General features: G+C 48.9%; 11 protein-coding genes. 7 read left to right on the top strand and 4 right to left on the bottom strand.

Annotated elements, in window-relative coordinates; all coding sequences use genetic code 11:
* Positions 1-90 precede the first annotated feature (90 nt).
* Together IPL71_RS07950 and IPL71_RS07945 are read right to left on the bottom strand one after the other, a co-directional pair.
* Positions 91-768: a formylglycine-generating enzyme family protein gene (locus IPL71_RS07950; RefSeq protein WP_345320487.1), complete on the bottom strand. Its 678-nt coding sequence runs from the start codon at positions 766-768 to the stop codon at positions 91-93.
* Entirely contained in the window at positions 768-1994 is a 1227-nt protein-coding gene (locus tag IPL71_RS07945) for a serine/threonine protein kinase (RefSeq protein WP_345320486.1), read from the bottom strand. Before IPL71_RS07945 ends, IPL71_RS07950 begins: the two co-directional genes overlap by 1 nt.
* Before the next feature lie 164 nt (positions 1995-2158).
* On the opposite strand from IPL71_RS07945, the gene IPL71_RS07940 reads away from it, so the two are divergent.
* The 7 genes from IPL71_RS07940 (at position 2159) to IPL71_RS07910 (ending at position 7911) form a co-directional block, all read left to right on the top strand.
* Positions 2159-2902 carry an HAD family hydrolase gene (locus tag IPL71_RS07940; RefSeq protein ID WP_345320485.1) on the top strand — a complete coding sequence of 248 codons (744 nt, stop codon included), beginning with the start codon at positions 2159-2161 and terminating at the stop codon, positions 2900-2902.
* Positions 2903-2940: 38 nt separating this feature from the next.
* Positions 2941-3834: a DMT family transporter gene (locus IPL71_RS07935; protein WP_345320483.1), complete on the top strand. Its 894-nt coding sequence runs from the start codon at positions 2941-2943 to the stop codon at positions 3832-3834.
* Between the two features lie 70 nt (positions 3835-3904).
* Positions 3905-4906, top strand: coding sequence for a hypothetical protein (locus IPL71_RS07930; RefSeq protein WP_345320481.1), 1002 nt, complete (start codon positions 3905-3907; stop codon positions 4904-4906).
* 23 nt (positions 4907-4929) lie between these two features.
* Positions 4930-5328: an STAS domain-containing protein gene (locus IPL71_RS07925; RefSeq protein WP_345320479.1), complete on the top strand. Its 399-nt coding sequence runs from the start codon at positions 4930-4932 to the stop codon at positions 5326-5328.
* Positions 5329-5400: 72 nt separating this feature from the next.
* Positions 5401-6810, top strand: a complete 1410-nt coding sequence (locus IPL71_RS07920; RefSeq protein ID WP_345320477.1) for an AAA family ATPase — start codon at positions 5401-5403, stop codon at positions 6808-6810.
* Between the two features lies 1 nt (position 6811).
* Positions 6812-7261: a dual specificity protein phosphatase family protein gene (locus IPL71_RS07915; RefSeq protein ID WP_345320476.1), complete on the top strand. Its 450-nt coding sequence runs from the start codon at positions 6812-6814 to the stop codon at positions 7259-7261.
* Positions 7262-7275: 14 nt separating this feature from the next.
* Positions 7276-7911 carry a histidine phosphatase family protein gene (locus tag IPL71_RS07910; protein WP_345320475.1) on the top strand — a complete coding sequence of 212 codons (636 nt, stop codon included), beginning with the start codon at positions 7276-7278 and terminating at the stop codon, positions 7909-7911.
* Positions 7912-7944: 33 nt separating this feature from the next.
* Here the strand turns inward: IPL71_RS07910 and IPL71_RS07905 are convergent, their stop codons facing one another.
* A complete protein-coding gene (locus IPL71_RS07905; RefSeq protein WP_345320473.1) occupies positions 7945-10767 on the bottom strand; it encodes a M20 family metallopeptidase in 2823 nt (940 codons plus the stop codon).
* A gap of 98 nt (positions 10768-10865) precedes the next feature.
* A complete protein-coding gene (locus IPL71_RS07900; protein WP_345320471.1) occupies positions 10866-12170 on the bottom strand; it encodes an aminotransferase class I/II-fold pyridoxal phosphate-dependent enzyme in 1305 nt (434 codons plus the stop codon).
* Positions 12171-12360: the final 190 nt, after the last annotated feature.

Below are 12360 nucleotides of genomic sequence, written 5' to 3'. Positions count from 1 at the left end.
CGTGACATAAGTATATTGAACTCGCCAATTATAAGCGACATAACAAAAACCCGGAGCAAAAAATTTTCCGAGTTTTTTTATGATTAGAAATTATTTTGCGAGCGCGCACCGAAAACCAACATATAAGCCCGAATAACTTGCATCTACCTTAAATCGGGTATATGCATAAATGCTTCCATTGCCGCCAAAGAAATGCCATGAGCCGCCGCGTATTACCCGATTGCCTGCCGTATCCGGGTCTTCACGGCCGTCTGTGGCACTATATGGATACAACCTGTATAAAGTGCTCGTCCACTCCCAGACATTCCCCGACATACCATAAACACCGTATATGCTTTGTCCTTTATCATATTGATTGACTGCGGCTGTGTCACCGATACAACCGGAATGATTTGCCAGACTGCAATCAAACTCACTTCCCCATGGATAGGCGCGCCCATCTGTACCGCGTGCAGCTTTTTCCCATTCCGCTTCGGTGGGTAGACGGGCATCTCTCCACTCGCAATAGGAGTTTGCCATCTTCCAATCCACAAAAAGAACGGGGTAGTTCGCAAATTCCGGTTCACTGTAATATGATCCACGGGTATTGGACCCTTCCTGCAAGGGTCTTCTGCATTTTCCTGCAAACACGCAAGCTGCGTACAATTCATTTGTAACTTCATATTTATCAATATAGAACGTATTCACACTGACTAAATTTTCAGGGCGTGATTCGGAATTACCATCATCGCTGCCCATCGTAAACTCTCCATCTGGGATAATCCGCATTAAAACATTTTTACTGTCTCGTATCTCCACTGGGATCGAAGAGTCGCAGTGGAAAGTACCTGCACCTCAGTTGGCGTAACAGGCGTGACCGGGCTTGTTTCAGTGGAAGAAGCTATCGGCGAAGGCTGCTCCAGATCATTTGGACTTTTCACCCCCAATGATCCAAGATTGGAATATATCAGCCAGCACCCGCCGCAAAGCAAAAGAAATACAAAAGCACTTATGACACCCATCCAAACAGGAATTTTTGTTTTCTTTTTTACAGGCGGCGGCCCGGCCTGTTCCTTTTTAATTTGCTCAACCCGTCTCCGGACTTCTTCAGTTTCGTGCTTTTTTACCTTCCCGGTCATTTGCTCGCGCAATTTTTCAGTTCGAATGGTGGATGCAATCGGATCCCTGCCTTCAACCAGAGATTGCAATTCATACGCAAAGGTACGCATATCAGGGTAGCGGTCTTTTGGTTCACGCGCCAGCACTTTAAGTAAAACCGACTCGATATTCTTGGGCAGATTGGGAATATATTCATTTGGAAGCGGCAAAGGCTCATTGATTTGTTTGAGCAAAACACCAGCAGGAGTATCTGCGATATACGGCCTGTGACCTGTGATCATCTCATATAAGACAACACCCAGCGAATACATATCCGAGAGGACAGTGGTCTCACCGATCCACTGTTCTGGAGCCATGTAATCCGGCGTGCCGATCCCATCGCCGGAAGCCGTTAGGTTTTGTTCTCTTCCTTCAAACAATTTCACCAGCCCGAAATCGGTCAACATGGGCTGACCTTTTTCTGTCATTAAAATATTTGAAGGTTTTACATCTCGATTAATAATATTATGTTCATGCACATATTCCAGCGCATACGCAATGGGAAGAATCAACTGAACTGCACTGCGCCAGGGAATGGGTTTTCCAAGCCGGTCTTTGAGTGTGCCGCCCGGTAAATAAACCATCACCAAAAATGGAGAACCTTCATGCTCGCCATAATCGATCACCCCAACAATATTAGGATGCGAAAGCCTGCCCAGTGATTTTGCTTCACGCTCAAATCGCTTAAGAATTAAATCCAGTTGATTGGGCGGAAACGCATCGCGGCGGATTACTTTTATCGCCACATCACGTTCAAGATGCGTATCATACGCCTTGTAGACAGTTGCCATACCGCCTTCACCAAGCAGTTCCAGTATCTGATATCTCCCAAAATTTTTGCCGATCATCCCGGTCATAGGTATTTTCCTTTTTCAATAAAAAGATCAATTTTTATCACCTTATTATCAATCAGTCTAATTATAAGTGACATTGAAAACCCGTATCAAAACAAGCCAAAAGCCATACTCCCCGCCAACCTCCCCCTTTACGCAAAACAATTGTCGGGGTATACCAATACCCAATGGACACCTCTCCTATTCGCCACATTCTTTTTGACCTTGGCGGCACACTCATGCACGCACGCGGAGATTGGGATTCTCCCCTGAAACGCGCAGATCAGGCGCTCACAGACAAACTGCTTGAGCATGATATTAAGCTGGATAGCAGCACCTTCCGCGCAAACCTGCGGCAATATTACGCACAACGTGATCAGGATTTTCGTGAAACCACCTATCACTTTGTTTTGCGTGAACTACTCAAAGGGCAGGGATATGCCGAGGTTGACGAATCAGTTCTCAGGTCCGCGTTGGATGCGATGTATTCCATCACCCAAAGCAACTGGACCCTCGAAGAGGATGCCCTCACCGCCATCCAAAAACTAAAATCCAATAACTATCATCTTGGAATTTTTTCGAACGCAGGCGATGATAAAGATGTGCAGGAATTGATCGAAGGGTTTGGCATTCGTTCCTACTTTGATTTTGTCCTCACCTCTGCCACATGTTATTACCGCAAACCTCATGCGCGAGCATTTGAGATCGCCCTTGCCCAATGGAGTATTTCTCCCGAAGATGCAATCATGGTCGGCGACAGCCTGCAAGCGGATATTTTCGGCGCAAAAAAATTAAATATGCAAACGATCTGGATCACACGCCGCGCGCAATTTACGGCGGATGAAGAGCAGCGCATCCAACCAGACTTTAGCCTGAGCGGCCTCGATCAGCTTTATCCTACCGTTGAGAGAATCGCCCTCACCCGCCGCTGAGATATTCGCCTTCATCAAGTCGGGGTACAATTTCAGATATGAATCAAAATAGATTTTTTCCTTACATTGCGCTTGCGATAGGCATCACTGCACTCAGCCTGTCTGCCATGTTTGTACGCTGGTCAGATGCCCCCGGCCCCATGACCGGATTTTATCGTGTGTTGATCTCCACTTTTTTTCTCACCCCTTTTTTTCTTAGGCAGCAAAAAATACTTGAACCAATAGATAAAAAATATCTGGCCATTCCTTTGATCGCAGGAATTTTTACCGCCTTCGATTTTGCATTTTGGAACTCTTCTTTAAAATACACAACCGCCGCCAACGCCACCCTGCTCGGCAACACCTCACCGCTCTGGGTTGCATTATTTGCGCTTTTCTTCTTTCGAGAAAAACTACGCGGAATTTTTTGGGTAGGGCTCACCCTCGCGCTGGCTGGCGCGGCGCTCGTAATGGGCAGTGACTTCCTCACCCATCCCACGCTTGGCGTCGGCGACCTCATGGCAAGTACCGCCGCCATTTTTTATGCATCCTATCAACTCACCACCCAGCGCGGACGCAGGCACATTGACCCGTTTCGCTACATGTGGCTGGTGGGAGTCAGCGCCACACTTGGCATGTTCATCATCAATATTGTGCTGGGATATTCCTTTACAGGCTATTCCACACAAACATGGATCATTTTTTTTGTAACAGCCATCATCTCACAAATGATCGGGTATCTCGCCATCACCTATGCCCTCGGGCATTTACCCGCATCCATCGTTTCTCCCACACTGATCGGCCAACCCATTCTGACCACCATCCTGGCAATTCCTCTGCTGGGTGAAATTCCCAATGCCATTCAATGGATCGGCGGCGCAATTGCACTGGCTGGAATTTACATCGTGAATCAATCTCATTTACAAACTCCAGAAGAAACTCCCAACGCTTAATATCTTCCGGGCTTGAAATTCGCCCGATGCACTACTATACTATTATCATCACATAAAAAAAGAGGAAACCATGCAATTAGATGCCATTCTCGAAGTCGCAATAGGGCTGGTGTTCGTCTGGCTCGTCATCAGCGTTGCCACCATGGAAGTTCAAAACCGGATCAGCATTTTATTAGGCTGGCGCGCGGAACAATTGGAAAAATCCATTCTCAGCATGCTCAAGGATGAAACGCTTGTAAGGAAATTCTATGAGCATCCACTGGTAATCGAACTGGCCCAGAAAGATAAAAACGGAAACCTGATCAAAGACAAGAAAGGCGCCATTAGACGTCCCACCTATATACCAAACGCCACATTTGCGACAGTGGCCTGCGAAGTCATCATCAATGCGGGCAAAGAGGGACAAACTGTTCCGCTGGATACAATGTCAATCAGCGAAATGAAAGCGAGCATCAAATCACTGGCAGAGAAAAACCCAAATCTTGAACGGGTTAATCATTACCTTATGCCAAAAATGGAAAAAGCAGCTGACGATCTGGATGTCAAACTGGCTGAATACCGCAAAAATACAGAAGCCTGGTTCGGCGATGTCATGTCGCAAGCCAGTAACTGGTACAAAATCCGCGCACAATGGATGGCCTTCTGGATCGGGCTTGCCATCGCCGTCTCCATTAACATAGACACAATTAATATTGCTCAAAAGTTGTGGCAGGAACCTACAGCACGCGCCATAATCGCAGCACAAGCGCAGGCCGAAGCGCAAAACGAAGATGCCACATCTATTTCATTCGCCACAGCCAAAAGCCTAAACTTCCCCGCCGGCTGGACGACCACCGCCCTCGATACCAAAGCCTGCCGCCTGATCGACATCATCGATTATCAGATTGTCATCCGCTCGGCAGGCGACTGCCTTGCAGTGACCAGTCTGCCTTCTTTAAATAATGGCTGGGGTATGTTTGTCAAACTCTTTGGCTATCTATTGAGTGCCGCTGCGGCCGCGCAAGGCGCGCCATTTTGGTTTGATATTTTACGCAAACTGGTTGGCGTGAAACCGCAGCCGGAAGCAAAATAAATTCGATCTACGCCGAGGAGAACATGGAAATAAAAGTTGTGACAGAAAACGCGCGCGTCCCTGTAACCGTGATGAACATTCACGGAGATATTGATTCAATCACCTATCAGGCATTTCAAGCCAAGGCTGATGAATTGATCTCAGACGGAGCACGTTATATTTTAGTGAATATGGCCGAAGCCCCGTATATCAGCAGCGCCGGGCTGCGCAGCCTGCATAACATCTTCAACAAACTTCGTTCCCTGCACAAGGATGTGAACGATGATGAACTCCGCAAAAAAATGAGCGCTGGAAATTACAAATCTCCCTATATAAAAATTGCCAACCTCTCCAGTCATATCAAGGAAGTTTTTGAACTAAGCGGCTTTGAAACTTACATGGAAGTCCATGATGATATAGGTCAAGCTGTCGCATCGTTTTAGAGAAATGAAAAAGGCCATGCTTAAACTGCATGGTCTTTTTTTTTCGCCCCCCTTCCTGCTATAATCCCTATCATGTCCAACGATCTCTTCGACCATGCCATGCATGAACGCCTAAAAAGTGAAGCGCCGCTTGCCGCGCGGATGCGTCCGCGCACATTGGATGAATACATTGGGCAGGAACATATTGTGGGTGAAGGCAAACTCCTGCGCCGCGCCATCGAAGCCGATAAACTTTTCTCATCCATCATTTTATGGGGGCCGCCCGGCACAGGCAAGACCACGCTGGCACAAGTCATTGCGAATACGACCAAGAGTCATTTCACCACCATTTCCGCTATCCTGGCTGGCAAGGCGGACCTGCGTGTGGTGATCGATGAATCACTCGAGCGCAGACGCTTGCACAATCTCCGCACCATTCTTTTTGTAGATGAAGTCCATCGCTGGAACAAAGCACAGCAAGATGCACTTCTGCCCCATGTAGAAAACGGCACATTTACATTGATCGGTGCTACAACCGAGAATCCATATTTTGAAGTTATCAAAGCATTGATCTCCCGCTCGCGTGTTTTTCAACTGCGGAATTTAAACCAGACGGAGACGGGTGTATTAATTGACCGCGCTCTAAGCGACAAGGAACGCGGCTACGGAAACAAACGCATCTCTCTGGACCTCGATGCCCGGTCCCATTTAATTGAGATTTCCTCAGGCGACGCACGGAACGCCCTAAATGCAATTGAACTTGCAGTTGAATCTACAGCACCAGACAAGGACGGCGCGATCCATGTGACACTTGATGTGGCACAGGAATCCATTCAACGCCGCGCTGTGTTATACGACAAGGATGGCGACGCGCATTACGATACGATCAGCGCCTTCATTAAATCCGTGCGCGGAAGTGACCCTGATGCCGCGTTGTACTGGCTTGCAAAAATGATCTACGCCGGTGAAGATCCAAAATTCATCATACGCAGATTAATTATTCTGGCTGGCGAAGATATCGGACTCGCAGACCCGATGGGACTTGTTGTAGCCAATTCAGCCGCGCAGGCATTTGATTACATCGGCTTACCTGAAGGCATCTATCCCATTGCAGAAGCCACACTTTACCTTGCCACGGCTCCCAAATCGAACAGCGCTGGCGCGTATTTCAAAGCGATGAAAAAGATCGAAGAAGAGGGGCAGGTATCCGTTCCGCGCCATCTCGCCGATGGGAATCGTGATGCCGTTGCAACCGGTCAGGGCAAGGATTACGTTTATCCGCACGATGCAGAAGGTCACTTCACGCCGCAGCAATATCTTCCAAAGCGCTTGCTGGGCACCTATTTTTATGCGCCCTCAGAACAAGGCTACGAAGCACAAGTCACCGCAAGGCTTGAGATGTGGCGCGAAGCACAACGCAAGGCACTGAATATTGAGCGCAGAGAACATGTGCCCGATATGAGCGAAGAAGAAATAAAAGAAATGAAGCGGAAGATCAAATAAGATGGATGAAATCCGCCCGTGGCTTTACATCGGTAAATACCGAGATACATTAGACAAGAACTACCTCAACTTCAAAACCATTAAAGCGATGCTCCAACTCGCCGAGCCCATAGAGCAGGATGGAATCAACTCTCTTTATCTCGCAGTTGATGATATGAGACCCACCCCGCATCACTTGATAAAGCAGGGCATCGATTTTATTTTGGCAGAAAAAGAGAAAGAGCATAAGATCCTGGTATCTTGCGGAGCAGGGATTAACCGTTCAGCCGCTTTTTGCGTGGCGGCGCTCAAGGAAGTGGAAGGATTAAGTTTAGTTGATGCCTATAAGGAGATCAAAAGAAAACACCCCGAATCCCTGCCGCACGAACCTGTATGGAATTCATTTTGCAGTTACTATAATGAAACAACGCCCTATCTCGATATTATGAGATTATCAACTCAAACCTTTTAATTGGAAAAAATAAAATGCCACTCTTATTACTCATCCGGCACGGCGAAAACGATTATGTCAAAACAGGGAAAATGGCAGGACGACTGCCCGGGGTTCACTTAAATGAACGGGGACAAAAACAGGCTCAGGCGTTGGGCGAAGCGCTGACCGGCGTCCCGATCAAGGCCATTTATTCAAGTCCGCTTGATAGGGCGCAGGAAACTGCCCGGCCCATCGCAGATTCACATAAATTAAAGATCATGACCGATATTAATTTGCTGGATACCGATGTGGGTGACTGGCAGGGAAAATCTTTGAAGTCGCTGCAACAATTGAAGGCCTGGCAGATCGTGCAAAAAGCGCCTTCGCGTTTTACCTTCCCCGGCGGTGAATCATTTTTGTTTTTGCAGCAGCGCATTGTGAATATGCTTGAGGGCGTTGTGAAAAAACATAACAAGCCGCAGGATATTGTGGCGGTTGTGTTTCATGCGGACCCGATCAAGCTGGCGGTTTCACATTTTCTTGGTTTGCCGCTCGATCATTTTCAAAGACTGAGTTGTGACACAGGCTCATTGACCGCGATCCATGCCAGTGAATCAGGCGCGAATCTGGTGAAGTTAAATCAACGCCCGCCGTTTGAATTTTTATCACAGGAAAAGAAACACAAATAAAAAATGGGTCACGGAAATTCCGTGACCCATTTTTTATTTCCATAATTTTGCAAGTTCATTCAACGATCTGTAATACGGTTCAATGCTCGGAATATAATGCCGCTCATCTTTTGCATGTGGACCCACGCCGGATTGTCCCCAGACAACGGCTTGACCGCCCGGGGCGAATCTTGCACTGGTGCCGGGGAGTTTCCTGCCGATGCGCGCATCTTCCCCACCCGATGCCTGTTTGACTGCTTCGATCAGCGCTTTCAACGCTGGATTATTCGGGTCGCAAGCCACGCCGTTTTCCATGACAGAGAATTTCGCTTCGAGATCATTTTCAGCGCAATAGGCTTCCACTTCCGCCCGCAGCGCGGATGTATCATCCTGCGGAATGGGACGAATTTCCACACCGAGAATCCCCTCTGCCGCGGTGACATTATAGGCACCCACAGTTCCAACATTGATAAACGGAAATTTCGCCTGCGATTGCCAGCCATCGGCTGCTTTGAGTGTGAGATGTTTCGCAAAAATTTCATTCAACGCCGCGCGGGCATTGACCAATCTCTCGCTCAAGTCACCTGTGCCAGCCACACCTGAATGTCCTTTTGCGCCGCGTGCGATCACGTCAAAACGCATCACACCACGATTCTCAATGCAGATCTCGCCGAAGAGTTCATTGCCTTTTTCACCAGTCCGCTCGCCAGCGATGAATAGAGACGGTTCGTAAGGGCGACCTTCATAGTCGCCAATTGCTTTCAAAACAAAAGGCGTGCCCCAGGCTTCAGCTTCGCCATTTTCTTCATTGCCGATCAACATCAATGAAATGTTCGGATAGGGTGCGCCGGCTTTTATGATGTCTTTCATCCAGACCATGTAGGTTGCTACAACGGTCTTCATATCTGCCGCACCGCGGCCCCAAAGATAATCACCTTCAATGCGCGGAACGAACTGCGAGTCATCAGGCTCGGGCTCAACCACATCAAAATGTCCCGTCAAGAGAATTGGCGACTTTTGACCTTCGACCTTCGACTGAGGGAATGTTGCGTAGATCGCGGGATATTTCCCGTCAAAGAATTTCACATCCAGACCGGCATTGCGCAGATAATCATCGATCAAAGAACCTGCACGATGTACTTCGTCATAACGTTCATCCGGGCAGGCCGTGACCGATGGAATGCGGATCAACTGCTGGGCAAGATCAAGAATTTCACTGGTCTTATCAGGATAAGACACTTCCACCACGGCCTGTAATCTTGAGCGGAATTGTATGGGCGCATTTTGAATCTGACGCGCTGTATCACGTCCGCGCTGCAGGAATTCGGCAACCTTGAAAGCATCACCGCCCAGAGATTTGTAATCAGAAGCAATATGCTCCACATCACCTTTGACCTGTGCTTCGCGCTCAAAGTGGATTTCCTTCAACACATCGAACGGCACTTCATTGCCATTGCTAATTTCACTTTGCAAACGGGCGCGCATTTTCTCGGCTGTGTTTCGCGCACCTTCAGAGATCTCAACCAACGGCCTTAAGTCATCCCACATGTTTAACGCTTCAGCCAGCGGACGTACTTCACCAAGAGTCCACTTGAGGAAATCGCGCATGCCGATCGGTTTGCCGGTCAACGGATTTTCGATCTCGGCCCGCATACTGAATTTCGCGGCAAGATTTTCATTGACGCGGGCGCGGGCGATATCTTCACGGTCATAGCGGAAACCGCGCGCAAATTTCGAGTCGGAGTAAATATGCAAAAGCAAGAGATGCTTGAGCGTGAGATTTGCAACATCAACTTCGAGACTGTGCGCACCTTCATCGGTGCGGACTTCGACACGTCCCATGGGCAGGTTGATACGCGCCATCAGATTCTGCTTTTCGATCTGCACGGCCATCTCCTCGGGAGGAGTCGCCTCACCCGCAGCGAACAGGCCGCGGGTATAGAGATGCGTAAGTTCGTCGCTGGTGGTCGAGATCAAACGTTCAACCGGTTCAGAGAATGAACGCGCACGCACGGGCGTGTAATTGTTATTTCCAAAACGCACACCGCGCCGCACAAGGTCATATGAAATTTGCAAATAATCATCATAGGAGCGATACAGATCAGGAAGATCGATCTCACGCGGATTCGGGAAGGTGAGATTGCGGATCGAATCATACTCAGTGATGACAACAACCGCGCGTCCATCCTGGACCTGAGCCTGCATCGGCGTGGACGCACTGGTGGCGATAAAGAGTGACGCGAACGCGCGCAAAAGCCGCGTGGCTGTAATATAGAATTCAGACTTGAATTCATCAAGATGCTGATCGCCGCGTTCGGATGCAGAGAGATGCATAAAGTCCCAGGCGAAGAGCGGATCGGGCAGCGATAGATTGCTATGAATGCCGGCAACCGCCAGACCGCCGCCGTATAGGTCCACGCATTTTTCGAGGTAACGGCGTTTTGCGATGCTCCAATTACCGGGGATGGAATGATGCCCGATGTCGGTCAGATACAAAAGATTGCCGTGCCAATAATGCAGGCGTTCTCCAAATTTAAGACCAGCCTGATGCAGGGCATTGATCAGTGAGGCTTCCATGAGACGGGCTTCGTAGATCGCACCGCGTGGACTGTAATATGGGCGTGTGGCCCATTCAGTCATCCAGTGGAAGACTTCGAGTTGACTGAATTGCGCCTGCCAGGGCGGCACACATTCGGCGAGCAGATAATCTACAAAGGAATGCTGGCTGGGACCTGCGCCAACAGTAAGCAGCGGACGCAGTTGTTCATCAAGCAGATTCCATTCCTGTTCGAAGCCGTTAAGTCCGCCTTGCGGTCTTTCTTTTGCAGCCTGTTCAAGAGCGAGGTGATATTTTTCGGGAAATTTTTGTGAGGGCATGGGGTAATCCTAAGGCATTTTTTCATAAGCTGATATTAATAAAGAAGGAAAGAAGAAAATGGGTTGCATAAACTTTCTTCTTTCCTCTTTCTTGATCTTTATTTCTTCAAACTTTCCAAACCTTCCACCAATCGTTTGAATGCGCCTTCGGTGCGCTCGGCGGGTGTGGCGTAGGAGAAGCGGATCCAGTCGTTGCCGAAGGGCGAGAAGAATGCACCGGGGACAATGGCGATGCCGTGATTTTCGGCGAGGTATTGTCCGAGGGGTTCGCTATCAGCCCAGCCTTTGGCTTTAATGTATTCACCAACATTCATAAAGGCATAATAGCCTTTGCCGATGATGTGCTGCATTCCGCTTTCGGCAAGCAATTTCTTTAAGACCACACGGCTGGCGTTGGTCGGCTCGATGATGGTTTGAGCGGCTTTGTCGAATCCCATTTCATAAGCGGCCATGGCAACTGCCAAAGAGAAGAATGAAGGAATGACTCCGTGTGATGCGCGGGCCGTGATGAATTTAATAACAGCTTCATCTGCGATCAAATGACAATTGCGGATATTGGAGCCGCCCAGTGATTTGGTAATGCCATCCAGGAACATGATGCGCTTGCGTTCGTCGGGCGTGAAGTTCTTGAGGAAGGAGTTCAAATCCATGGGGGATTCGTCGGTGACGTAGTGATACATCCAATCGAAGAAGACAAAGGCTACACCGGCTTCGAGAGCAGCTTTGGCGAGTGAGACTTGTTTCTCAACGGCGATGGTCATGCCGGTGGGATTATCAGGATTGGTAATGAGAATGCCTGCGATCTTTCGGCCTTTGGATTCGGCAAACTTCACGCTTTCACGAATCGCATCTTCGGAATATGCCCAGCCTTGAGCAGGGTCACCGGGCGCCCATAATACATTTGCGCCCACGCCATATGGACCCCAGTTGTAGGAAATCCACGGGACGCGTGAGACCATGATCAAGTCACCCTGACGGCCGTGACCGAGAGCGAGCATGGCTTGATAGGCTTTGTTCAAGGCGTCACGTCCGCCGGCGGTGCCGAGTACGTTGGCGGGGCCCCAGCCAGAGGATGAGTCAAGCTTCCAGTATTGCTCAATGACGGCTTTGCGGTATGCGTCGGTGCCGAATGGCATATCGTAGGCCGTACCATGTTCCAGTTGAAGTTGAAGCGCGCGTTCCAAAATCGGCTTGGGGGTTCCAGGCAGAGATGCGCCGCCGTCGCCCTGTGAAGCGTCAAATATTTTTGCGCCGGCATTTTTCTCAACATACACTTTCAAAGACTTGTTGATGAGGAACATGCGTGAGGGCGGAATATCCGCCATTTGCTTGAGATGATCGCTGACGGGAATGAGATTCTTTTCGTCAACGGCGAAGACAGGCGTGGCATTTGAAATGGACATGATGATTTCTCCTTTATGTATTTTCCTCCCCAAAATCCGATAAATTTCCATCGGATTTTGGGGAGGTGTCCGAAGGACGGAGGGGTTAAGAAAAACGCCCCGAGGCTCGGGGCGTTTGGTTTTCCTATCTAGGATGAATGGACTTGCTGTTCGTGTTCACCTGATAAATACCAACGCCCCGTCACTGCAT

Origin of the sequence: Candidatus Villigracilis proximus, from assembly GCF_016717045.1 — a bacterium.
GTDB lineage: Bacteria > Chloroflexota > Anaerolineae > Anaerolineales > Villigracilaceae > Villigracilis > Villigracilis proximus.
This window is presented reverse-complemented; position numbering and strand designations above follow the sequence as displayed.

Bases quoted from the DNA above. Each gene is read 5' to 3' on its own strand.
- IPL71_RS07950 (WP_345320487.1), bottom strand. From the start codon at position 768: ATGCGGATTATCCCAGATGGAGAGTTTACGATGGGCAGCGATGATGGT.
- IPL71_RS07945 (WP_345320486.1), bottom strand. From the start codon at position 1,994: ATGACCGGGATGATCGGCAAAAATTTTGGGAGATATCAGATACTGGAA.
- IPL71_RS07940 (WP_345320485.1), top strand. From the start codon at position 2,159: ATGGACACCTCTCCTATTCGCCACATTCTTTTTGACCTTGGCGGCACA.
- IPL71_RS07935 (WP_345320483.1), top strand. From the start codon at position 2,941: ATGAATCAAAATAGATTTTTTCCTTACATTGCGCTTGCGATAGGCATC.
- IPL71_RS07930 (WP_345320481.1), top strand. From the start codon at position 3,905: ATGCAATTAGATGCCATTCTCGAAGTCGCAATAGGGCTGGTGTTCGTC.
- IPL71_RS07925 (WP_345320479.1), top strand. From the start codon at position 4,930: ATGGAAATAAAAGTTGTGACAGAAAACGCGCGCGTCCCTGTAACCGTG.
- IPL71_RS07920 (WP_345320477.1), top strand. From the start codon at position 5,401: ATGTCCAACGATCTCTTCGACCATGCCATGCATGAACGCCTAAAAAGT.
- IPL71_RS07915 (WP_345320476.1), top strand. From the start codon at position 6,812: ATGGATGAAATCCGCCCGTGGCTTTACATCGGTAAATACCGAGATACA.
- IPL71_RS07910 (WP_345320475.1), top strand. From the start codon at position 7,276: ATGCCACTCTTATTACTCATCCGGCACGGCGAAAACGATTATGTCAAA.
- IPL71_RS07905 (WP_345320473.1), bottom strand. From the start codon at position 10,767: ATGCCCTCACAAAAATTTCCCGAAAAATATCACCTCGCTCTTGAACAG.
- IPL71_RS07900 (WP_345320471.1), bottom strand. From the start codon at position 12,170: ATGTCCATTTCAAATGCCACGCCTGTCTTCGCCGTTGACGAAAAGAAT.